The organism is Nostoc sp., assembly GCF_036917655.1.
Taxonomy (GTDB): Bacteria; Cyanobacteriota; Cyanobacteriia; order Cyanobacteriales; family Nostocaceae; genus Nostoc.
On the sequence record NZ_JBALCY010000079.1, the window covers coordinates 72,176 to 97,064 of the forward strand.

Genomic DNA, 24,889 nt, shown 5'->3' on the forward strand with positions numbered 1-24,889 from the left:
CGCACGGAAATTCCCCAATATTCGATGATAGCTTGATGTTAGAGAGGAATGGCGATCGCTCAAAATTTTTTTACCCTTCGTTATATTAGCTTGCTGATGTAGCCATTGTTGCTGTTAAAGTGGTGAACAGGCGATGACTTCGCCAAAGCTTGGCAACTCGTGGCTACTATGACTTAAGTATCCCAGTAAATTTACGCAAAAAATTAACCTGCTTTTATAACTACCTTTGCCAGACCACTAGTAACTTCTCAATAAGGGTTTAACTTGTTGGATCATGTTAAAATTTTTACTTAATTAAAATTGGACAATAAATATATAAATTTTCCAGAATGTTTGATTTTAATGTTTACTTGATTTTTGATACTGTTCTGTCGAGATTAATCTTTAGCTCAATTTTTAGTGTTGTGATTGCAATTCTGATTGGAGGTGTCATTGGATTACTAGCAAGGACAATCTCTCATCACAACCAGCGTACAATTTTACCTGCTATTATTGGAGCATTTTTCGGCATAATGCTGATTGCCATGTTGCCTATATTGTCTACACCAGGGTTATCAGGTGGTGGGGGACTTGGGGCGCTAACAATAATTCAAATGGCTATATTCTTAGTACCTCTAGGAGTAGTCTGTGGAGCAGTAGCAGGCATTATTTGTGGACTCAAGCTTTCTCAAAAGCGCAAAGAGCAAGTGTTTCTAGTGATGCTGGCTGTAACTTACAGTATTATAGCGATTACTATTTATACCAGATTCACATTGTATTGCAACAGTGACCCTTGGCGTAGACAAGATTGCGAACCACAAGCGATGCTGCTTTATGTTCCCCTAAGAATGGGGATTATGTAAGGTGATGTTATATGGAAATTGCGATCGCTCAAAGTTTTTTTACCCTTCGTTATATTAGCTTGCTGATCTACCCATTGTTTCTGTTAAAGTGGTGAACAGGCGATCGCAGTATGACGAAGCCTGACGTACTTTGTCTACGTCTAACAATTCTAAAAGCTTCGAGGCATGTTTGATTTTTTGGTACTCACCCTTTGTAGTGCTACGAGTTGCAGCTTTTAAGCTTGGTTCTAAACTATCTTTGTCAATAATCTCCACATTAGCATTCTTGGGAATAGAATTTTCTTTAAATCCCTGTCCGTAAAATTTTTTCAGAGTTGCCATATCACTAATAAACCAAGCTTCCATTGCTTGTACCATTAAGTGGCAATGACTATCATCAACACCTGATGGTGCATCCCAATTATCCCTAAACTTCAGATGCTCCCAAGGAGACAGTGTGGTAACAGATGCTTCCGCATCAACAAGCAACAAATTAAAGGCTTCTGGATGAGATTTTAAAGCATTCCTAAAATCACGGAAAGCGTTATTACGAGAACCACAGATAGTAATATCCCATTTAATTTTTTTACTTTTAGCTATTTCTACAAGTGGTTTTAAAAATTGACTAAATCCTTGCCTAATTAAAGCTTTCGTATTCTTTCCGTCTCCACCACCTTCTATATAAATTCTCACCTCTGTTACCATCGATTTCCTCCAATTTCACCCATCCGCCAGATGTCGCCAAGAGTATAATTTTCTAGCCAGTTTTTTAGTTTATCAGGTTCAAGGCGGCGCAGATGAGAGCCTTTTTCATCGCGTTCACACACCAACACTGATTCGGGATATTCACTCAAAGCAGAAACTAAAGCATCAGAATGAGTTGTAACTATTAATTGTGTTCTCTGTGATGCTTCGATTAGCATTTCTGCAATAGTCGGTAGAATATCTGGATGTAAACCAATCTCTGGTTCTTCAATACAAATAAGTGGTGGTGGAGTTGGGTCAAGCAGTAAAGCCATTAAAAATAAATAACGGAGTGTACCATCAGATAAACGATTTGCAGGAATTGGTTCAATAAAACCCTCTTCACGAATAATTATCTGTACTGTACCACCAGATATTATTACACCCAGTTCTTCGGCTGATTCATAAAATTTTTTCAGTTTCTCAATGATTTTTCTATGACCTATTCTATTTTTTAAGTTGTTTAAAAATAGACCAAGATTACTTCCATCTTCTAGTAGAGGATGTTCGGGTAAGTCAGGTTTTTGAGCATTTCTTGGTATTGAATACCGCCCCATCTGCCAGTCACGATATAAACCTATATTAGAAAATGCAGTGCTGAGATAAGAAAGCTCTGGATACAAATCTGGATCTGTTCGCTGAGAGAAAATAGATTGGTCTGGTTTGAGATTGAGTGGGTTAACATATAAGTCTCCCCTACGCAAATCTGGATAACCACTGTTATAGCGATAGTAAAAAATGGCAATATTGTCAACTACTTCGTCTATCAAATCTAGTCTTTGTCTAGTGGCTGTGAACCTCAACTCATAGCGTAAGGGCTGGGATCTTTGAGGATAATTTAAAGTAGCTTCTATTTTAGCTACCGGAGTTTCCTGTCCACCCTTCCACAGAAACTCACTAATCCCTCCCCCTTGCCGAAATGGAACAGGTAAGTCTGTGGGTGTTGCCTTTAAAATTCCAATTGCTTCAATTAAATTTGATTTACCCGAAGTGTTAGCCCCAATTAAGACATTCAGCGGTTGCAGTTCAATTTCTTTACCCTCACTTCCATAAGAAAGGAGGTTTTCTAATCGTAAGGTATGGATAAATCTTTTACCTTCCATTATATTTACCTATTTAGCTAATTTATAGTTGCTAGAAATAACTATGCACGGAATTACCATAATATCTGATAATAAAGTGATGTTATATGGAAATTGCGATCGCTCAAGGATATTTTACCCTTTTGGTGCGATCGCTTCGACGCGTAGGTGCTGGGGTAGCTGGTTCATAAGCTTTCAGTCCCCCATCACCTGTGAAAATTTCTACTTGAAATGTGCTACTGGTTTTAGCGTAATATTCAGCTACAGTCTTAATTGTGGCATCTCCGATAGAAAACTTTCTAGATGCTAGAGTCGGCCATTCAGTAGCCAACTGTTTCAATTGTGCTGAATTCCAAAGTTCACCCACTTGGGTTTCAAAAATTCCCCAAGGTATAACTCCATCTGCTACTTTCACTAAAATATCAGCGAAAGCTTGAGCAATTTCATATCGCCTAGAGTTAGCTTGTGCAATGTGATTACCAGTTTCTATAATTGTCGCTAGTGGTAGTATAAACTTTGCACTTTGTTTTTCTTCTTCTTTAAAACGGGCTTTAACTCTTTTCTGATCCCATTTATCATTATCATCCAAATAGTGCCGTCGTCTAAAGTTACTTCTGCTTGAATGGGGCCATCAGCATAAATATTATCGCCAGAATGGATGAAAAAGTCGGGATTAAGTTGACGCATACTTTCGTAAATTTTCATCCCACCGAACTCAGGATTAATCCCCCATCCCTGACCAGCAGTGTCTCCACTCCAAACAAAGAATACATCTCGCCCAGATTTGGAGGGAGTTCGGAAAGTGCCATGAACAGGAGCGCTGTAGGTGCCTTGATAATCTAAATCTTGGAAGATTACCCGATAAAATAATTTTTGGTCTGGGGGCAGGTTCCTCAGATAAAGTCGGGCTGTAAAGTCGCTATTTTGTAATGCATTGGGCCCCACAACTCGCTGCACATTTTTAAAAGATTCGCTGGTAGAATATTCTACGATCATTTTGGCGGGGCGATCGCTGCGACTCCAAATGACAATGCTATCGTTGCATATATCTCCGCTAGCTACGCCATAAGGTATGCCAGGACGCATTTTATCAGAGGTGATAATGGCAGGTGCTTGGGCAAAAACTTGTGATTTTGATACAAGATTTGTGGCAATAATTCCACCTGCTGCGATCGTTGAACGGAGCAAAAACTGGCGGCGGTTTAGCTTCAATGAGTGATTAGATTTCATGCTAAATAATGGCAAGCTTAAGAAGTATTACAGGATAAATTTTTACCACATTCTGTTATTACAACAAGTAAAGATTGAGTTATCCAATGGTTAATAAAACATCCGTAATATTGCTTGTGGTTTTGGTTAGATATTAAAGAGAAAGGCAACATCAATAAAGCAGGTTAAAGTTTAACCTTTATATTGGGCGCATATTTCGATATGATTTGTAATCAAAAACATGATCATAGCGCCTAACGCATTGCCATAGGATATGGTGCGTTATGCCTTTAGTCATAACGCACCATACTTAAGATTTACTTTATAAATAGCCTCTAACGACAAGCCGCTAAACGTCTACGCACTCATAAAAGTATTGGATTCGCTGAAGTACTCTATATTCCCACATCTACACTGTGAACTTTCGGTAGCAATCTGGGAAAGATAAGTTTGTAACGATTGATGAACTTTGAAATTATAGAGACGGATATTCAAGATGTTACCAGAAATATTATCTCAGCAGTCAAGCCTTGAGAGTTTGCTGAATATCGGTGGCATGACAAATGCTAATAAGTCAAACTTGCGATTAGAGTCAACTTTGCAAGAATTACCCTCTTGGCAAGTTAACATCGAAGTAGAGCGTCCGGGCAATGATTTAGCTATGCTCTTTAAGCAAGAGCCTTTATTGCCAGGAATTATCCTCAATAATAATCAACAGTATGTGGGGATGATTTCGCGGCGGAAATTTTTTGAGCAAATGAGCTACCCCTACAGTCTGGCACTATTTTCTCTAAAACCGATTAGAATTCTTTACAAGTTTTTCCAGCCAGAGATATTAGCATTTTCTGAAGATACCCTCATTGTCAAAGCCACTCAGATAAGTTTGCAACAACCACCCCAAATTACCTATGAGCCGATTTTAGTTAAAACTACGTCTGGAAAATATAAGCTGGTCGATTTTCATCAATTACTCTTAGCCTACTCCCAAATTCATGTATTAACACTTGTTCAACTACAACAGGTAGAGGAACAATCTAGAGTTGTCAAAGCAGGCTTTCGTGATCTTCAGCAAAACTATACCAGATTAATTCAGAATGAAAAAATGGCTGCATTAGGACAACTGGTTGCTGGTATTGCACACGAAATCAATAACCCGATAAATTTTATTGCTGGGAACCTTGTTCACGCCATCGAATATAGTCAAAATCTCCTCCATCTCATTAGATTGTACCAACAATGTTACCCTGAACCAGAAGCGGAAATTAAAACTGCGATCGCCCAAATTGAACTGGATTTTTTGACTACCGATCTCCCCCGTCTTCTCACCTCTATGGAGGTTGGCACCAAGCGAATCGAGCAAATCATTCTTTCCTTACGAAATTTTTCTCGTCTCGATGAATCTGACAAAAAATTAGTTGATATCCATGAAGGTATTGATAGCACTCTGGTAATTTTACAAAGTCGTCTCCAAAATCACCAAATTGGTGAAAGCATAAACATAATTAAAGAATACGGTGATCTTCCCCAAGTTGAGTGCTACGCTGGGTTACTCAATCAGGTATTTATGAATATTTTGGTGAATGCTATAGATGCTCTAGAAGAGTCATTAGTCATTAATAATCCATCCTTAGTAAAGGATAAAGGAAAAATTTGTATTCGGACTCAACTCACTGATGACAAGCAAGTAATTATTCGCATTTCCGATAATGGCCCCGGAATTCCAGAGAGTTTGCAAAAGCAATTGTTTGATCCCTTTTTCACGACTAAACCCGTTGGGAAAGGAACTGGATTAGGTCTATCTATCAGCTATCAAATTGTTGTGGAAAAACACGGTGGTCAGTTGGAATGCATCTCGACTTTTGGCGAAGGGACTGAGTTTATTATTAAAATTCCAGTTCCACTTAATTATGAACAAGTTCAGAAAAACAAGCCGTAAAAATTTAGGAAAAAAACAAGAAGCAAATGAGAGACATTTTCAGTCAGTTTTCCTTTACTTATATATTGAATTTTAACTAAAAGTTCCTGCTCTCTCACTAATGATCTTTACAGGTTCTGACTCGATATCATCTATTTTACTAAACTCTCCAGCCCGCCAGCTATCTGTTATATCCTTGATAAAACTGGCAATAGGGATCGCAATTAACAAACCCAGGACTCCTCCCAACTTTGCCCCCAACAGCAAAGAAATCACTACCCACACGGGATTTAAACCAGTCAAATTACCAAGAATTCGAGGTGCAACAAAATTAGAATTAACTTGGTCGATCGCAACAGCTACACCTAAGACTTCAACTCCTAACCAAAAATTTTGCAGCGCCACCAACAAACTTACTATGGCGATACCTACCCCCGTACCAAAAGGGAAGAGAGAAAACAAACCAATACCGATGCCAAAAAGTAGCGCTAAGGGAACTTGCAGCGCCAAAAACGCCAGTGTAATTGTCACCCCTAACACAGCTCCCAATGTTGCTTGACCGATAAAGTAATTGTGGAAATCCTCTCGCAGTAATTCCCGCACTTTTGACCCAATGTTAGGGGGAAACCACTGAAAAATTCCGTCCCAAAGACGTTCGCCGTTCAATATTAGGTAGATAGTCAGCACTACCGCCAGCAGCACGTTGAGGACAATACCAATGGTATCGACAGCAAAACCAAGAATTCTACCAGTGAAGGACTGAAGTTGGTTAGATAATCGGTCGAGAACTTGGGTAAATAAACCACTTAAATTAATCGGAAGCTGTTGTTGACTTAACGCCCAATCCTGGAAAGCTTGCAGCTGCTGAGTACCAGAATCAATCCAACTAGGCAAAATATTAGCTAGCTCGTTGAGCTGTTGGATAATCAGGGGAACCAAGGTGATGCCTAAACCTACTAAAAGCACCACAGTCAAAAGCAACACTCCTCCGATCGCTAGGTTGCTTTTTACCCCTTGTTCCTGGAGAAACTGGATTGGATAGTTCAAAACAAAAGCCAGTAAGATGGCGGCGGCAATAATGCTGACCAAGGGTTGAAAATACTGCACAACCTGGAGCAATAGCCAACCATTGAGAATGGCAATAGGAAATGCCAATCCTATAGTTAACCATCGTGGCAGTTTGTTTGCTGATTGCATTAGTGGTGACTCCACAAGTTTATTTTGGCTTTTGGCTAGTAGACTCATAAAAAGGCATATCGCTATCTAAAAGATAGGGCTGTCAGTCAGCAAACTATAGAATATTAAATTATCTAGTTAGGTAAACTGAGAATCAAACTCTTTTTGTATCCAGTGGATGTAGTAGTGCCTTCCCTGAAAGGGTTGCCGTAGGCATCGCACTGCCTTCTATTATATTGATCTGACATAGATAATCCCATACCTGCAAAAATAGCAATGACAAAAAACCCATAGCCCAGACTAGATTAATGGACTTGCGCCTAAGAGAATTGTTAGTTATGGCGATTCTCATTTGAATGAGGTACACGGGTAGGGGCGCAAGACCTTGCGCCCCTACAAATATACAAATAATTTTGGATAATTTATTTTTTATCAGTCCCTATTGGAAAATAAATTAGGTGTAATTTTATCGTTTAGTGTCGGTACTCAACCCTACCGACAAGATCGGCGATCGCACTATAGGAGAACACCTCGGAAGCTGCGTAAACTTTCCGGACAGACTCCTAGTAGTCACGCGCTAAACAGGATTCCACTGCGCGGAAAAAGCACCGTACGCATTTTGGATCAAATTGGCTGTGCTGATAAAAATCGTGTTTGCTTCCATCAAACCCACGATCTCCTGTTGTCGTTCCAGAAGTTGTTGCAAGTTGGGCACCATTTGGTTTGCACGTATTGTGTTTTCAATCTGATTTTTTTCGTTGACCAAATCTGCCCACTGCGGTTCATCCATCGCATCTCGAAAGGCAAGCGGCGTATAGAATGGTGCCCGTGCATCGGTCACATGCCTTGCGATGATATACTTAATATTTTCTTGCTGTGCAAGCAATCCGAGATGGTAGGCCAAAATTTGACCAATTCGCTTGCTTCGAGGACTTGCATCGACGACCTTGATCTCGATGACCGTCGCTTTTCGATAAGCAGCCCCTAATGCGCTGTTGTCCACCTTTGCAAGTGGCACGGATGTCCTGGTAAAATCTAAATGTGCTTGGATAGGGTCTACACTTATGGCATCACGCCGCAAATCCCCGGTCATCGTAATCTGATTAGCGCCTACCGCCACATCCGAGGAAATACATGAACCATCAGCACGATCATAGCCTACCCTTTGCACTAAGCTGGGGGTTCCGCCTAAATCCGTGCTCTGATTAACAGGAATATAGTGTGCTGCCGGAGCACGTTGAAGAGGAGGTGCAGATGGGGTTTCGGTGGCGGGGTGTTGCGGTAACTGCTGCGATGGTAGAGCCGATCGCTGCACCGCCCCCCCATTCTGCTGCACAACATGGGTCAACTCATGTGCCAGCAACTCCTGACCGCCCCGACTCCCAGGATTATATTCCCCCTGCCGAAAGAACACATCCTGTCCCGTCGCGAAAGCACGCGCCTGAATTGACCGATTCAACTGGTCAGATTGACCATCCGTGTGAACCTTCACCCTACTGAAATCAGCGCCAAATGCCTGTTCCATTGGTTGGCGGATATTGTCCGCCATCAGCTGTCCACCACCTCTTGCTTGGTTGATGGACGCTTCCAAGTCTGGTGTAGTAGCCATCCCACCTTCAGATTGACACTGCACCATCGGCGACTTTTGCAATTCTGACTCATCCTCTGGCACTTGTTCTCGTTGCACCAAAGGCGTGATGGAATTTGCCAGAGGTTTCATCTGCAATTCTTCTTCTGACTCTGGCAATGCTTCTCGTTGAATAGACTGGCGATTTACAGGCTGCGCCATTCTTTGCATTACTTGCTGTGCTACGCTATCAGCTTCCTGTTCGTAAATGTCTCCAGGCTGGCTAATTGAGAGTTTTGCTTGGGAACGCAGTGGTATGCGACTTATATCGTGAGTAACTGGTTTATGGAGTGGTTGTATTTCAGGAATCGCTTGGCGTGAAATTGCCGACGACTCTAAACCAAAGCCGCGTGTCGGGTGTTTCAGGGATGGGATTGAGAAGCCTGTAGTAGTTTTTTTCTGCCGGCTGACGTGTTCTCTCATTTTCTTCTCCTGATGCCCAAGCAGTCGCTTGATGAATATTTTGCTGTTGCTAACAATCTAGAGTACTGCGATCGCACTTTTAATACAATTGTTCAAAAGTCTGAATCCAGGCAAAGGCTAAGTTCGACTTTTGGCTACTTTTGATTCTGATGCAGTACCTTTAGCCTTGATTTTAGGAGAGATTTTTTTATGGACTCAAATCAACAACAAAGTTTTTTCACGTTCGATGGAGATGTTGGCGGCACTGCTGGATACGCCGGGATTTCGGCGACATCTGATGCTAGCAAGGCAGCTATTGCTGCAAGTAAATACCTCAACGACTCACGGCTTTTGAATGAACTCACAGAGCATGTGTATAAACTTTTGCTAGAAGACCTGCGATCGCAGCGGGAAAGGCTAGGTAATTATGGTTCCCAAAGGTGGTTGTGATGGCTACAGGCGCTAATAACGGCAACATTACTCACGAATTAAATTATGTCACTACTAATCGTTTCTACGTAGAAATAGACAGTTCTATTGCTGCATCTTTCGCTGAATGTACAGGATTAAGTGTTCAAATTAAGAAAAATGTTTTTCAGGAAGGTGGTGTTAACGATCAGCAAAGAATTTATTTAGGTCATACAGAATTTACAGACATAACTCTTAAACGTGGAGTTACCGATCATCCAGGTTTTTGGAACTGGATGAATGCAGTTTTTGATGAAAAAAAGAAAACATCTCGACGCAATGTCAATATTCTGATTTTCAATCAAGCTGGTGAAACGATGATGAGTTGGACTTTGATTGGTGCTATTCCTATAACCTGGAAAACACCTGCACTACAAGCAGATGGAAAGGCAGTTGCTATTGAAGAATTAACTTTAGCTTATGAAGGTTTACAAGTCGCAAGAACTACAGGAGGAGGCATTTCTGTACAACGAAATCAAAAAACAGGATATTTCGTTTCTAGTTAATTGGCTATTTTTCAACTATAACTATGCAAATTCTTCAATCTCCATTAGGAAACAATATTCATCCCCTTGGGGTAATATCATCCTTGTCTCATCCTCACAGAATGGTATTGAGAAAAGAGTCTAATTCTCTGCATTCACGAAATAATTTTATCAGCCCCATCCAAACTAAACCACCATTAATCACATCCTCGAAATTTTTCTTGTCTGGTGAACATGAACCGTCGATCCAACCATTAATAGGTTGGGATACTCAGGATATAAATAGTGAGTTTCCATTACTTGAATTTGATTCTTTTGATTCAATAGCTCAACCTGAAAATAGTAATATTAATAGTAGCGACTCAGGAAAAGACAGTGTTCCAGAGATAATGCCAAGTCGCGCGGATAAAAATCAGATTAATGATATCTCACAAGAACTAAATACTAGAGGTAAATCTAAATCAACAAAAGCAAATAAATCTCAACAACCACCAGAAAAAAAATCAAAACCGAAATCTAAGACTAAAAAAACAGTCAAATCATCAGCAGCTAAGAATGTTGAGCAATTTGTTGATGAAAGTAAGATTTCTATTAGTTCTAATGAAGATAGCTTATTAGCATCAAATGAGCCTTTATCTGTTGAAATTAATTCGGATATCCCCACATTACAACGGGATATTTATTCAGAAAAGACTACAAATGATAATGAGCATATTAGTAGCATAACGGCATCAACTTTGCCTATTATTGAAGATGAATCAAGTTTACTTAGCAATATTGCTAACGATAATTCGCAAATCAATTCTGAGATAAAATCTAGCTTTTCCAGTGCAGATTCGTCTGTACAAGAAAGCATTCTGTCATCACCAGAAAAGATTGAACTAGACAAGAATACAAGTGACTTAGCCATAGATTTGCCTATAAAACTTCCTTTGCATAATAATGTGGAGGAAATATTTACCCCATCTAGTAACTTTACCAATAATGAACAAAAAGTAATCCCTGAAGCATCAGAATCATTTAATATATTAGATATCCCAGTCAGTCCAACGCCACCACAACAGGGTATTGAAACAGATAAATTTACTTCTATAGTTGATAATCAAGGCACCGCTTCCAAAACAAATTTAATCCAAGCGAAAGAGGTTTCACCAAGCTTAAACTCTCCATCGCAGGAAGAATTACTAAATACCAATAGTAATTTTGAGGCAATTACAGCCATTGAACCAGACTTAATATTAGAAACCACCGCAAATGATTTTGTCACAGATAATGCGATCGTTGATAATTCTCTAACTTTGTCGTCAGCACTTCCCTCACCTAATGTCGATGAAGCACCTACGTTACTCCATCCTTTAGCAAATGATGAAAATGCGGTAGTAGCACATAGCTATGCGCCACTACCGCATGTTACAGCACCTAATTCTGAGTCTTCAGTTGCAAAAAGCCCTATTGTAATACAACAAGAAATTGATTCCAGCATTACGAGTCAGTTTCCAGCCAGTGCGCCTGTTCAGTTAACACCCACCTCAACCGATATTGAAGATACACCTAGTTTATTCAGAAACTCTGATAGCAATGAACAGTTAGTAACTTCAGAGTCACAGTCTGCTATGATAATTAATGTCTCAGATGTCTCAGATGTCTCAGCAAATGTGACTTCACTGCAACATGACAGCAATGTTGAGAATACTACCAGCGAGTCTATAGAAAGTCATCCCATCTTAGCACTACCTGAAATTGGTGAAGCACCATTAATTACCCCCATATCACCTGAAATTGGTGAAACTGCGATCGCACCACTTACCGCCAGATCACCTGAAATTAGTGAAACTGCGATCGCGCCACTCACCACCAGATCACCTGAAATTAGTGAAACTGCGATCGCACCATTAATTACCCCCATATCACCTGAAATTGGTGAAACTGCGATCGCGCCACTCACCACCAGATCACCTGAAATTGGTGAAACTGCGATCGCGCCATTAATTACCACCACATCACCTGAAATTGGTGAAGCACGACTAATTACCCCCATATCACCTGAAATTGTTGAAACACCATTAATTACCCCCATATCACCTGAAATTGTTGAAACACCATTAATTACCCCCATATCACCTGAAATTGGTGAAGCACCACTAATTACCGCCATATCACCTGAAATTGCTGAAACTGCGATCGCACCAAAAATTACCGCTACACCACCTGAAATTAGTGAAGCACCAAAAATTACCGCTACACCACCTGAAATTGGTGAAGCACCACTAATTACCGCCATATCACCTGAAATTGCTGAAACTGCGATCGCGCCACTTACCGCCACATCACCTGAAATTGCTGAAACTGCGATTACGCCAACAATTACCGCCATATCACCTGAAATTGCTGAAACTGCGATCGCGCCATTAATTACCACCACATCACCTGAAATTGCTGAAGCGCCATTAATTACCACCACATCGCCTGAAATTAGTGAAACTGCGATCGCGCCACTTACCGCCACATCACCTGAAATTGCTGAAACTGCGATTACGCCAACAATTACCGCCACATCGCCTGAAATTGCTGAAACTGCGATCGCACCACTTACCGCCACATCACCTGAAATTGCTGAAACTGCGATCGCACCACTTACCCCCATATCACCTGAAATTGCTGAAACTGCGATCGCGCCAACAATTACCGCCACATCGCCTGAAATTGCTGAAACTGCGATCGCGCCATTAATTACCACCACATCACCTGAAATTGCTGAAGCGCCATTAATTACCACCACATCGCCTGAAATTAGTGAAACTGCGATCGCACCAAAAATTACCACCACATCGCCTGAAATTGGTGAAACTGCGATCGCGCCAACAATTACCGCCACATCACCTGAAATTGCTGAAACTGCGATCGCACCACTTACCGCCACATCACCTGAAATTGCTGAAACTGCGATCGCACCACTTACCGCCACATCACCTGAGATTGACGAAACTGCGATCGCGCCACTTACCACCACATCGCTTGAAATTGCTGAAACTGCGATCGCGCCACTTACCGCCACATCGCCTGAAATTGCTGAAACTGCGATCGCGCCACTTACCGCCATCTCACCTGAAATTCCTGAAACTGCAAGTATTTTCCGGAAAATTATTGACAATGAACAAACAGTAGAATCAGAATTTCCCTCTGCGGTAACAAATCCTGAAATATCAACCTTTCTTGATACCTCAGATAATCCAGATATCCCAGAAGAAGCAACTTCCCCGCAAAATGAGGTAAGCACACCACCTGAAGTTGAGCAAAATACGACCATTAAAAATTTGCCAGCACCTAAAGGTTATGCTACTAGTGGTCATGTGACAGACTTCCACGTTGAAAATCGTCAGCAGATAGCACCCTCGGATACTGTACCTGCAATGCTTACGCCTGGGGAGTTTGTGATTAATACCACGAATGCACAGAAGAATTTACCTCTACTACATCACATCAACACTGGTGGGACACCGCACGATATTATCCTTCCAAGTTTACAGACACCCAATCCCACGGAACCAGAAGAAAAAACTTCTCTAGAGACTCCGACTAAAGTCGATTCTTTTGCAGACACTTCATTACAGCTAAAAAGCGCCCAGACTCCCTCACCTCAGATATCCAATTCTTTAATTCCTTCTTCCTTGGGGTTGGATATTGGAAAACAGAAGCTTTCGATCCTCAATTTTCCACAGCTTAATCCTCTTCAAAACGAAACAATCGATGTGGGTGAACCTTCACCTCAATACTCATCGCCTCCCCTAATTTTCCGAAAAGCAAATTCCACCACTCAGACACCTTCCCAATGGTCAAATACACCTTCTCAATGGTCAAGTGTGGAAGATTTACTAAATGGAAATAATGAAGAGTTCACTAGCTTCAACTTTAGTGATATGGAATCTAACAGCAAAAATTCTGAATTTTCTCAGGTTTCCGAATCGCCACAAATTTTTGCTAAACACCTTCCTAGAGGCTTTGCTGATGGTGGAGAGGTCACTCCACCCGACATATCTAGAGAAATAGAACCAGTAACTGAGACGATAGAGAGTGCATCCTCGACTTCTGAAGCAGATGATAAAAATGATCCGGCTAATCTTGAAGCTCTAGCCCGTGAAATTTATAACAGATTACGACAACGGATAGAAATTGAGCGAGAGCGTCATGGCGGTTCCTCAGGTCGATTACCTTGGTAAATTTTCATTCAATAATTAATTTTCGGAGAAATACTCAAATGGCAAGTCCAGCAATTATTGTTATTCAAAAGCGTCAACCAAAACTTGAGAAAGCCAAACTTGTAGCTTATAACGGTGAAGCGCCAGATATTGAATTAATGTTTAATCCCACAGATATTAGTTTTAGTCGAACTGTTAACTGGCAGAGTCAACCAGGTAATAGAGGTAGCGAGCTTCTCCCTAAAGTTAACTTTTCTAGCGTTGAGCCTTACAAGTTCACACTTAAACAGTTACTCTATGATACTTATGAAACGAAAGAGTCGGTGATGAAAAAGTATATAGACAATATTAAGAAAAGTGTAGAAACTATCAATAAAACACCTGATAAACGTCCACCTGTTTACATATTTACATGGGGAAACGAGTATTTTTATTGTGTAATCACGAGTTTAACGTACACTTTAAATATGTTTCTGAGCGATGGTACACCAGTCAGGGCACTGGTAGATATAGCCTTGCAAGAAGTAGATAAACATAACCTTCCTGGAGGACGTGAATCTGCTTCTACAAACGATGCTCGTGAGGGAGATAAAAAGGGGCAAACACTTATTAAGTAAAAGAACTAAAGTGATAAATACTAATTTATCACTACTTTATCATTCAAGGCTACTCTGAACATTTCATGGTTATAAAATAATAGTTATGCCTCCTAAAAAAAACCTTTATTTAAGTGAACCTAAAATCCAGATAGAAGGAAAAGCTGCTTCTCCTGAATTAATGAAGGATTTGTTGCAAATCACAATAGAAGAAAGCCTTCATTTGCCAGCAATGTTTACGCTAGTCATACATAATAGCTATATTCCCACATCTGACCGACCACAAAACAAGCCTTGGCGATATGAGCAATTGTTTAAGATTGGTAAAAAAGTGAATTTGGGTTTTACTTCGAGTACTACTCTAGATAAGAATTTTCAAGATGTGGAAGACAAATTCCTGATTGAAGGTGAAATTACAGGGATGGAAGTTCACTTCAATGAAAAATCTGAAGCTGATATCATTGTTCGCGGCTATGATATTTCTCATCGTCTTCACAGAGGTCGTTATAATCGTTCTTTTTTGAATCAAAGGGATAGCGATATAGTCAAAAAAATAGCTAAAGAAGTAGGGATAAAACTTGACAATATAGATCCAAGTGGCGAAGTCCATAAGTATGTCTTCCAAGAAAACCAAACTAATATGGAGTTTTTGCGGGAAAGGGCTGCCCGCATTGGTTTTGAATTATTTATTACAGATGGCAAAATAAATTTTTGCAAACCAAAAGCTCAGGGCGCTTTACCACTAAAATGGCTAGTTGATATTAATAAATTTAGTACTCGCGTCACCAGTGCTGAACAGGTGAGTTCTGTGGAAGTACGTGCCTGGGACTATACCAAGAAAAAATTGATTACCGAAACAGTTAAGAAAGAGAAGCAACTAACTCAAACAGGTAATAAGCTAGGAAGTAGTACCAGTACTGCATTTACCAATCTTAAGCCCCAGGAAATGATTGTTGTAGATAAACCCGTTGCCAGCGCAAAACAAGCAAAGACTATGGCTCAGGCTCTGTGTGATGAACTGGGAGGAGAATTTGTTTATGCAGATGCCAAGGCAGAGGGTAATCCTGACATTCGACCGGGGCAAGTTATTGATCTTCAGGGTATGGGCGATCGCTATAGTGGTAAGTATTATGTTACAGAAACACGCCATTTCTACAGTCAGCGTGTTTATAAAACTGATTTCAGCGTGCGGGGACTACGTTCTGGTGACTTATTCACAACTCTATCTACAGAAAAACGTCTACAGCCATCTGAGACTTTATTAGTAGGAATTGTAACTGATAACCAAGACCCAGAGGGATGGGGTAGAGTGAAGGTCGAGTTTCCCACCCTCACAAAAAAACATACAAGTGACTGGGCGAGAGTTGTAGCTTTGGGAGCAGGGCCAAACAGAGGTTTCGACTGTTTACCAGAGATAGGCGATGAAGTACTGGTAGGTTTTGAGCATGGCGATATCCACCGTCCTTACATAATTGGCGGAGTATGGAACGGGCAGGATGCACCACCGGAAAAGGTGCGTGACTCAGTTACTAAACGTGGCGTAAGATTACGCACCTTTCAAACTCGTGTCGGACATACTCTACAGTTTATCGACGAAGATAAACTAGCTAGTAAAACAGGGATTCGCCTAGAAACTAAATACGGTCACAAAATCTATCTCAATGATAGTCAAAAGTGTATAGTGATTGAAACCAAAGGCGGTCATACAATCACAATGGATGATATCGCTAAGTCTATTTCAGTCGAATCAAAAGGTAATTTGTCATTAGATGCTGTTGGAAATATAGACATTTCAGCCAGGGGTACGATTACAGTCAAAGGTGCGATGATTCGCCTTAATTAATTCGTAATTCGTAATTTAATTGGGAATTATTTTAATTGGGCTTTTTTAAAGTTTGGTAATGAGAAACACTATTAGGAGGTTGTCATGGGTAGACCAGCAGCAAGAATTACTGACAATGTAGCGCATCCCTTACCGCCAGTATTGACAGGAGGGCCGGGTAGTCGCAATGTCTTGATTGGGTCTTTACCTGCGTGGCGGGGTGTGCTTGCACTAGCAGTACCGGGTTTGCTATCTGCCAAAACAGCTTCTGATACGATTGTCCTAGCAGCTGAGACTGCTACCAAGGCAGCGGCTGGTACACCAGGGGCACCTGCTGCCCTAGCCGCCGAACAAACTGTAAAGACAACAGCAGCATCTACTATGGGTAGCGCAATCAGTGCTGCTGCCGCAGGTGCTGATATTCATAATTGCGTCACACCCTCGCCCGTACCTCCCCACGGCCCCGGTGTTGTAATTGACGGTAGCAAGACAGTGCTGATTAACAACCTGCCTGCCTGTCGTATGGGCGATACTATTCTAGAAGCATTAGGCCCACCGAATAAAATTACCAAAGGTAATCCTACTGTTTTGATTGGCGGCTGATTGGGGTGGGACTTCTCACCAGCCAAAAATTCATTAACGAATCTTTATTTCTAAGCAGTTATATTTAGTATTAGGATAAAAAAATTAATTATCTCTGAGGCGTTTAGCACGTTTATGCTCATACATTAGCTTGTCAGCCTCTTCTATCAATTGTTCTAGTGAAACGTTTTCATTCAAGACGCATTGTGTCACACCAACACTTATGGATAGTTGATATGAGTAATTACGCTCTTGATTATAGCGATCAATATTTGCTTGTAATCGAGGATGAAATTCATCTGTATTCCTGGAGCCGACAATAATAAATATTACAAACTCATCTCCTCCTAAACGGGCAATAATATCCGAATCACGGAAGGTTTGCTTTAGTAATTGGGCTGTGTCAACAATCATTCTGTCTCCTATTTCATGCCCTAAAGAGTCATTAATCTGCTTTAAACTATCTAAATCAACAAACAAAAGACAGCAGAAGATTTGTGTGCGTTGGGCAATTTTGAATTGCTGATTTGCCAGCCAAAAGAAACCACGTCGATTATATAATCCTGTCAACTCATCAGTTAGGGATAGATGTCTTACCTCTGCTTCAGCCTTCAGGCGTTGCTGAATTTCATACTCTAGGCGTTGATTTTGTTCAAGAAGTTGTTGGTGTTGCTGTTTGATGAGTAGCTGGTTTTTGACTCGTATTAACACTTCAAGTTCTTGAAAAGGCTTAGTGATATAGTCTTGTCCACCCAGTTCAAATGCCTGCACTTTATTATTGGTTTGGTCAAGGGCACTAATAAAAATAATAGGAATTTGATCTGTTATTTTTGATGATTTCAACTGTTTACAAACTTCATAGCCATTCATTACGGGCATATTGATGTCAAGCAGAATTAGATCCGGCGGATGTCGTTCAGCACCTTGTAGTGCCATTCTCCCGTTGAGGGATTTACGGATGGTATAACCCTGTGACTCTAGTATTTTGGTTAACAACCGGAGATTGTCGGGGGTATCATCCACGATTAAGATATTCGTTTCCGAAGCGGATTTAATTAAATTAACCATAGTCTTTCTCTTGATTTTGGATCAGAGTTGCGATCGCTTCCAACTGGAAGTTATCTACCAGAGATTTCAGAGCATTGGCGAGAACTTGCTCCTGGTTGGGGATTTGGGCGATGAGATTGTATAGTTTGGCATCGTTGAGATCCAGAACTGCTTGCTGCACCTGAATAATCCACTCTGGCGACATTACTTGTAAATCTTTGGCGGTTAGGGATTTCTGAAGTAAGATTTGCTGTTCTAACCCTGGTAAAGCTTCTTCGCGGTAGCGGTAGCGGACTTCCAAGTAGTGGGCAATCCGATCAAATAGGATGGCTTCTGTAAATGGTTTGGTGATGTGGTCGTTGCAGCCTGCTTGAATGCTGGTGGTGTAATCTTCCTCAAAGGCATAGGCTGTCACCGCAATGATCACTACCTCTTTACCTCCCTCGTTCCCTCGAATTTGCCGGGTAGTTTCGTAGCCATCCATCACGGACATTTGAATGTCCATCAAAATCAAATGGGGATGCCATTCTGACCACAGAGCGATCGCCTCCTTTCCGTTCTCGACTGCACAGACCTCGAACCCAACTAATTCCAATAGCCTGACGAGCAACAGACGATTTTCTCTCAAGTCTTCCGCCACCAGAATGCGATAAGTGGGCTGTCCCGGTTCCAGACCAATAACAGTGCGAGTCGTTTCCGGCGCAATGATATCCACTGAGCTTACCAGACTCAGTAAAACCTCACAAATGAAGGTTGACTTCTGATTCAGGGTGCTTCGCGCTGTAATATCACCACCCATTAAACGGGCAAACTGACGGCTAATTGATAAGCCTAAGCCTGTACCTTGAACATAGCGACCTGGTTCTGTTTGCGTGAAGGCTTCAAACACAGTCTCGATATCGGACTGAGCGATACCACATCCAGTGTCTTCAACTTCAAAATGAAGAGTGATGATTGGTTTGGAATTATCGGTAGAAATTGAATCAAGTGAGTTGACGCTGGCCACTCTCCTGGTCAAAGCTTGGAATCGCAGGGTCACACTGCCTGTTGTCGTAAATTTGATCGCATTGCTTAATAGGTTGAGCAGAATTTGCAGCAATTTTGATTTGTCACCATACACATAGCGAGGAACGCTGGGATGCTGCTCTGTGATCAGATCAATTCCTTTCTCTAAAGCTTTGAGAGCAACCATATCCCTGATGGAGTGGATTAGCTGATGCAAATCGAAAGAGCTTTCTGTTAACTCTAACTGACCCGCTTCAATTTTGGACATTTCCAGCACATCGTTGATCAGAGTTAGCAAGTGTTTTCCACTGCGGCTGATGATGCCTAAATCTTCTTGAAACTCAGATGGAATCTTCTCGTTGCGATTCATCAACTGAGTAAATCCCAAAATGGCATTTAGGGGAGTCCGTAGTTCGTGGCTCATTTTAGCGAGGAACTGGCTTTTGGCGCGGCTGGCGATCGCGGCTTGTTCTGCTGCTTTTTCTAGGGCGATCTGGGAAAACTCCAGCACTGCCAACATCAGCGTATTTCGCATCTCAGTAGCGGCTTCCAGTTCCATAACCTCCCAAGGTAAGGAAGTTTCCCGCACGATTTCCTTCCACATTTCAAAGGACTTCCGGGGAGACAATAGCATCTCTCCAATTTCGTTGATTGTTAACGTATACTGGGGGTTGCCTGCCCAATTCACTGTGTGGATTTGCTCCGGTCGAAACCAGATAATGTGGTAAGACTTTTGTTTGACATGGTTGAATAAAATTGAAATTGCCAGGATGCCGCTAGCTTGATCTTTGAATGCCTTCGCTTCTGGATATAAACGTGAGAGGGAATCGGTAGTAAACACTCGTTCCCCCTTGTGTTGCACTAACCACGTCACCAGATCCTCCACCTGGGTAGCCGATGGCGTTTGACGAACTAATGTCAGATGACCGTCAAGCAAAATCGCGGCTCCTTGAGCATGAACTAGATCCAGCAAGTGAGAAGTATTTCGGATCAACACTTGCTCAATAAAATTGGACTCCTGCAATAACGTCTGTTGCAGTTCATCCTGAATCCCTTTCACCTGCGTTCGGTAAACATCCGATTCTCGTTCTTGCTGATGCACCACTTCAATTGAGGCAAACTGTCCTAAAAATTCACAGGCTTTGCGAGTTTCATAATCCACTAATTTCGGGCTGTAGTGGTGACAGGCAATTAATCCCCAAAGCCCTTTGTCGTTGATCAACGAAATCGTCATCGACCCAGCAACTCCCATATTCTGTAAGTATTCAATGTGACAGGGATACACTCCTCGTAACACAGAATTACTCAGATCAAGGGGTGTATCCGTCAGAGGATGGTTGGTGGGAATCAGGCAGACAGGGGTGTAATTGATATCGGGAATGAATCGCATCCAGTTGCGGCAAAACAACTTGCGGGCTGGCACGGCAATGTCTATCGCTAAATAGTGCAGTCCCAAGTAGCTTCCTAAACGCCTCTGTTTTTCCTCCGCAATCACCACGCCACTGCCGTCTGCCAGAAAGCGGTAGATCATAACCCGATCAAACCCAGTCATTGCTTTCACCTCTCTGGCAAGGGTTTGAGCCAGATTCTTCAGGCTAGTGGCATTACGGAAATTGGCGATCGCGGCTTGCAGGCGGTGATAGGACTGGGTTGAATCGGTACTTTTGAGCGATCGCACAGGTTCTAGTTCCAGGATCAACCCATCTACCATCCGGTGCATTACACCTGTAAATGTCTGATTTTTCCGTTGCCAATCAGTCTCGGCAACCCTCCGCCGCGTTTTTAGCTCAAACGGATTGCAATGCTCCAGGTTATCTTCAGCTAGATAGCCAGCAAGTCGCTGCACTTGATCGCCAGAAAACAACCGTTGTAAGGGTTGACCCAGCAATGCCTCTGCCGAAATCCCAAAAAACTGTTCCACATTTTCACTAATCTGCAAAATTCTCAGGTGTGGCTCTTGCAGCATCAGCAACATTCCATGCGGCTGAATATAACCGGGAGCATATACTGATTCATCACTGCACACTTCTAAACCCGTCAGCATAGAGGTGAGTGAGGAAAGTGAGATCGGATTTGGTGATTGCATAACTGATAGTAAGCCGTTTTGGAAATCAAAAGTTGTGAATCTAAGTTGAAAATTAAGACAAGGAGAATTGCCTTGAATCAGTTGAAGTATTGTATTTAAACTAATATTTGCTGGCAAGTTATTTTAAATACAATACTTCTCGGATAAGGATTGAGTCGTCCTAGATTCAGATCCCCCCGCCTACGGCGACCCCCTTTTTAAGGGGGTAAAAGAGGGTTAGAAGCCCCCTAATTTATCGGGGAGCCAGCGCGGTCTTCTCCCTACAGCCCTTCTCCTAAAGGAGACGCTCTTGCGTTCGGGCATCCTACGGCGGGCGCTAGTCTCTCTCTTTGGGAGAAGGGGAGACGATGGCGCGCATAGCGCAGCGTTAGCGAGTCCGCGTTCGCGCAGCGTCTCGTAGAGAGCGTCTGGGGTTTCCCCAAGTGGAGCGACTGGCGTGGGTTGGGGCGATCTGCAACGACTAATTGCGTTAACCGAGAAGTATTGCCTTTAAATAGATCGCAAGTTGGGGGAAGTTGGGTGGACAGTTCGCCCAATAATAAAAGGTCGCTCTTTAAGATTCACCTTTTTGAATTCGTAAGTACTCAGTAATTACGCCAAAAATTATATAGCCCACATTCCGCACATCATCGTGTAATCCACTGAGATTGGCAACATCTAGTTAATGGTAGTTAAATAGCAATCATAAATCACCAATATTGTCAGTATTAATACTTAATAATTAACCATTATAGGAAATATTCTTGAATACCGATGTATTACATATTGAAGTGCAGAATGTCGGATATAGCAATCCGAATTGAATCGTGATCAAGTACGTAGATTTGACATCAAAACTATAAAGTCAAATTTTATTCAGCCCTAGCGATCGCCTGCCTCTTCAACCTCGACCTTTGGCGAATAGGCTTAAACCTTCTGTGCCGATATCTTTGAAGATATCCATGTAACAGCTGTCTAAGTGCCAGATATGGTTTATGGTCGTCAACGAGCCTATTTGGGAACAGGTTGGGCTTATCCACTGCATTTAAGTGTGCAAGGTGGGATACAACTTAGCCGTGAAGATCAAAAAGTTAAAGAATCTATTTGGATTATCCTCCGCACGGGAGTAGGTGAGCGAGTTTATCGACCTACGTTTGGTTCGCGCTTGTCAGAACTGGCGTTTGCAACCTTGAATAGCGAGACCTTGCTGCAAATCCGCCTTTATGTTTTGGAAGCGCTAGAGGTTTGGGAACCACGCATTATTATCGATGAAGTTCTCACCGATCCTGATCCTGTGCGTGGCAGAGTGGATATCATCATCAATTATCGACTTAAAGACAGTCCCAATATTTATAGCTTTGTTTATCCTTATTATTTAGTTTCAGCTGGGGAGGAATCGTGAACTTTGACTTTCTACCAAAATTACCTTCTTCCAACTTAGACGATCGCGCCTTCGATGATTTGGTGGAAGAATGTATTATGCGTATTCCTCGCTACTGTCCAGAATGGACAGACCACAACCTCAGCGATCCTGGAATTACGCTCATTGAGTTATTTGCTTGGTTAACTGACCAAATGTTGCTCAGATTTAACCAAGTACCTCGAAAAAATTATGTAGCTTTTCTAGAATTACTGGGTATTCGTCTCCAGCCTCCCGCCCCAGCCCGCACAGAATTAACTTTTTATTTAAGCGCTGCACTACCTGAAGCCTACACAATTCCGGCAGGATTAGAAGCTTCAACTATCCAAACTGAAACCACAGAAGCTATTACCTTTAGCACAGATTCTCTTCTAATTATCGGCAAACCCCGGATACAACACTTCTTAACTGCCCAAACCACCGAAGATATTCCCCAATCTCTGCGAGAAAGAGTCACAAGTTTATGGACTCGTGAATCTAACGGTTTCTGGACAGGTAATGAACAGCCGATATTTGAAGAGGAACCTCAGCCTGGTAACTGCTTTTATTTAGCGATCAATTCTGATGATCCTCTAGATAGTAATGTTCTAGATATTACTTTTCAAGGAGCTGCGGCTACGCCTGCTGGCATTAACCCCAATCAACCACCTCGGAAGTGGGAAGCCTGGGATGGGGAAAATTGGCAATCGGTTTTATTGCAAGAGTCAGATGATGAGACTCGCGGGTTCAGTTTTTACGAACTCGCAGAACAGGGTGGTAATCCATCTGAAGGAGCAGATGTCCGTCTGCATTTACCGCAAAATTGGCCTGTTACCAACTTTACCTCTTACCGGGGTCGCTGGCTACGCTGTAGCTTTATTACTACTGAAGCCAATCAATCTGGTTACAATCGTCCACCAAGGATTATTGGTTTAGCAGTGCAGTCAATTGGCGGTACAGTTAGGGCTAGTCACAGTGCGCTGATTCAAGATGAGCGATTGGGAATTAGTGATGGTACACCCGGTCAGACTTTCGAGTTACAAACAGCACCAATTTTAGAACGCAGAGAAAATGAGTATATTTTAGTTACTCCCGCTGGTGGTTTGCCTCAGAAGTGGACTGAGGTGAGAGATTTTGCTGATTCTGGGCCCTATCACTTTCATTACACAATCGATTCGCTGACTGGTACAATCCAATTTGGGCCGCTAATTCGTGAACCTAGCCAACTTAAACAGCAAACTCAGGTGCGCTCGCGAATCCAGCAACCACAACTAGATGACACATCTGTACAAGTTAGTACCCTGGAAAACAATCAATCTGAACACCAGTACGGCGCAATTCCTCCGCGTGGCTCAGAGATTAAAATGGTTGGTTATCGTACAGGTGGTGGTAGAGAAGGCAATGTTCAAGCTGGGGCAATCCAGTTTTTGAAGTCTGCATATCCTTATGTTGCTAGTGTGATAAATCGTGTACCAGCAATCAATGGTGCCGATGCCGAATCACTGGAGCAAGCTGTGATCAAGGCTCCCCGCATCCTCCGCACGCGCGATCGCGCCGTCACTGCCGAAGATTTTGAAGTTTTAGCTCAACAAGCAGGTGCAGGTGCGATCGCTCGCGTCCGCTGTTTGCCAGCAAATTCTCGTAGACAAGCTGGTATAGTTAGTTTACTGATAGTTCCCTATGCAAACACAGATGCGATCGCTCAAGGCGATGGGATGACACCTGAAGAATTTGCCCTAAGTAATGCACTCCAAGAGCAAATTTTGACTTACTTGGATGAAAGACGTTTATTAGGGGTACAAATAGAATTACAAGAACCGAATTATGTTGGTGTTTCTGTACAAACAGAAATTGCTTTAGAGCCTGCCTATGACAACCCTTTTGCCAGAGAGGAAATTCGCCGGAATTTAAGGGTATCGCTGTATAAATATTTAAATCCATTAACTGGAGGAATGGATGGGAAAGGTTGGCCATTTGGGCGACCTGTTTATACATCGGATATTGTAGCCTTACTGCAACAAAGCCCAGGCGTGCGTCATTTAGGCCCCGTCTTGCTGTTTCCCATCCGCAAGCAAGGAGAAAATTGGCGACGACAACCATCGCCAGAACAGCTGATTGATCCAGGATCGGAAGGTTTAATCTGTTCTTGGGCTGATACAAATCTGCGTTCTAATCACGATATCCAGATCATTAATCGCTGATACTAATTCGTAATTGGTATTGTTTGAAATTTATGGAACAGCCTTGT

General features: G+C 42.1%; 17 protein-coding genes and 1 pseudogene. 10 read left to right on the top strand and 8 right to left on the bottom strand.

Annotation, left to right across the window (positions count from 1 at the left end; genetic code table 11):
- Positions 1–329: 329 nt before the first annotated feature.
- Positions 330–842: a hypothetical protein gene (locus tag V7K30_RS30550; protein WP_335005820.1), complete on the top strand. Its 513-nt coding sequence runs from the start codon at positions 330–332 to the stop codon at positions 840–842.
- A 54-nt stretch (positions 843–896) separates the two neighbouring features.
- Here V7K30_RS30550 and V7K30_RS30555 read toward each other — a convergent pair whose 3' ends face one another.
- From V7K30_RS30555 to V7K30_RS30570, 4 genes and pseudogenes are all read right to left on the bottom strand, one after another.
- Entirely contained in the window at positions 897–1,526 is a 630-nt protein-coding gene (locus V7K30_RS30555; protein ID WP_335005822.1) for a DUF4276 family protein, read from the bottom strand.
- The gene (locus tag V7K30_RS30560) at positions 1,520–2,668 is read right to left on the bottom strand and encodes an AAA family ATPase (RefSeq protein WP_335005825.1); all 1,149 of its coding nucleotides are present in this window, start codon (positions 2,666–2,668) and stop codon (positions 1,520–1,522) included. The genes V7K30_RS30555 and V7K30_RS30560 overlap by 7 nt, the downstream gene beginning before the upstream one ends.
- A gap of 103 nt (positions 2,669–2,771) precedes the next feature.
- The gene (locus V7K30_RS30565) at positions 2,772–3,236 is read right to left on the bottom strand and encodes a hypothetical protein (RefSeq protein ID WP_335005827.1); all 465 of its coding nucleotides are present in this window, start codon (positions 3,234–3,236) and stop codon (positions 2,772–2,774) included.
- Positions 3,229–3,877 (bottom strand): annotated as a pseudogene (locus tag V7K30_RS30570) (alkaline phosphatase D family protein); the annotation flags it as partial. The pseudogene V7K30_RS30570 and the gene V7K30_RS30565, both read right to left, overlap by 8 nt.
- Positions 3,878–4,352: 475 nt before the next feature.
- On the opposite strand from V7K30_RS30570, the gene V7K30_RS30575 reads away from it, so the two are divergent.
- Positions 4,353–5,792 carry a sensor histidine kinase gene (locus V7K30_RS30575; protein ID WP_442941122.1) on the top strand — a complete coding sequence of 480 codons (1,440 nt, stop codon included), beginning with the start codon at positions 4,353–4,355 and terminating at the stop codon, positions 5,790–5,792.
- 72 nt (positions 5,793–5,864) lie between these two features.
- Here the strand turns inward: V7K30_RS30575 and V7K30_RS30580 are convergent, their stop codons facing one another.
- Positions 5,865–6,968 carry an AI-2E family transporter gene (locus V7K30_RS30580; RefSeq protein ID WP_335005829.1) on the bottom strand — a complete coding sequence of 368 codons (1,104 nt, stop codon included), beginning with the start codon at positions 6,966–6,968 and terminating at the stop codon, positions 5,865–5,867.
- Positions 6,969–7,524: 556 nt separating this feature from the next.
- The gene (locus V7K30_RS30585) at positions 7,525–8,997 is read right to left on the bottom strand and encodes an eCIS core domain-containing protein (protein WP_335005831.1); all 1,473 of its coding nucleotides are present in this window, start codon (positions 8,995–8,997) and stop codon (positions 7,525–7,527) included.
- A 189-nt stretch (positions 8,998–9,186) separates the two neighbouring features.
- Between V7K30_RS30585 and V7K30_RS30590 the strand changes: the two genes are divergently transcribed.
- The 6 genes from V7K30_RS30590 to V7K30_RS30615 all read left to right on the top strand — a co-directional run bounded on the left by V7K30_RS30590 (position 9,187) and on the right by V7K30_RS30615 (position 17,146).
- Positions 9,187–9,426 (top strand): hypothetical protein, encoded by a 240-nt coding sequence (locus V7K30_RS30590; RefSeq protein ID WP_335005833.1) that lies wholly within the window; start codon positions 9,187–9,189, stop codon positions 9,424–9,426.
- Positions 9,426–9,950, top strand: a complete 525-nt coding sequence (locus V7K30_RS30595; RefSeq protein WP_335005835.1) for a phage tail protein — start codon at positions 9,426–9,428, stop codon at positions 9,948–9,950. The genes V7K30_RS30590 and V7K30_RS30595 overlap by 1 nt, the downstream gene beginning before the upstream one ends.
- Positions 9,951–9,973: 23 nt before the next feature.
- Complete coding sequence (locus tag V7K30_RS30600) at positions 9,974–14,146, top strand: hypothetical protein (protein ID WP_335005837.1); 4,173 nt, start codon at positions 9,974–9,976, stop codon at positions 14,144–14,146.
- A gap of 38 nt (positions 14,147–14,184) precedes the next feature.
- Entirely contained in the window at positions 14,185–14,742 is a 558-nt protein-coding gene (locus V7K30_RS30605; protein WP_335005839.1) for a CIS tube protein, read from the top strand.
- An 85-nt stretch (positions 14,743–14,827) separates the two neighbouring features.
- Entirely contained in the window at positions 14,828–16,564 is a 1,737-nt protein-coding gene (locus tag V7K30_RS30610) for a VgrG-related protein (RefSeq protein WP_335005841.1), read from the top strand.
- An 84-nt stretch (positions 16,565–16,648) separates the two neighbouring features.
- Positions 16,649–17,146 carry a PAAR domain-containing protein gene (locus V7K30_RS30615; protein ID WP_335005843.1) on the top strand — a complete coding sequence of 166 codons (498 nt, stop codon included), beginning with the start codon at positions 16,649–16,651 and terminating at the stop codon, positions 17,144–17,146.
- Positions 17,147–17,230: 84 nt separating this feature from the next.
- Here the strand turns inward: V7K30_RS30615 and V7K30_RS30620 are convergent, their stop codons facing one another.
- Positions 17,231–18,193 (bottom strand): GGDEF domain-containing response regulator, encoded by a 963-nt coding sequence (locus tag V7K30_RS30620; RefSeq protein ID WP_335005845.1) that lies wholly within the window; start codon positions 18,191–18,193, stop codon positions 17,231–17,233.
- Positions 18,186–21,263 (bottom strand): response regulator, encoded by a 3,078-nt coding sequence (locus tag V7K30_RS30625; protein ID WP_335005847.1) that lies wholly within the window; start codon positions 21,261–21,263, stop codon positions 18,186–18,188. Before V7K30_RS30625 ends, V7K30_RS30620 begins: the two co-directional genes overlap by 8 nt.
- Before the next feature lie 967 nt (positions 21,264–22,230).
- Between V7K30_RS30625 and V7K30_RS30630 the strand changes: the two genes are divergently transcribed.
- Together V7K30_RS30630 and V7K30_RS30635 are read left to right on the top strand one after the other, a co-directional pair.
- A complete protein-coding gene (locus V7K30_RS30630) occupies positions 22,231–22,644 on the top strand; it encodes a GPW/gp25 family protein (protein WP_335005869.1) in 414 nt (137 codons plus the stop codon).
- Complete coding sequence (locus V7K30_RS30635) at positions 22,641–24,842, top strand: putative baseplate assembly protein (RefSeq protein ID WP_335005849.1); 2,202 nt, start codon at positions 22,641–22,643, stop codon at positions 24,840–24,842. The genes V7K30_RS30630 and V7K30_RS30635 overlap by 4 nt, the downstream gene beginning before the upstream one ends.
- The last annotated feature ends 47 nt before the right edge of the window (positions 24,843–24,889 follow it).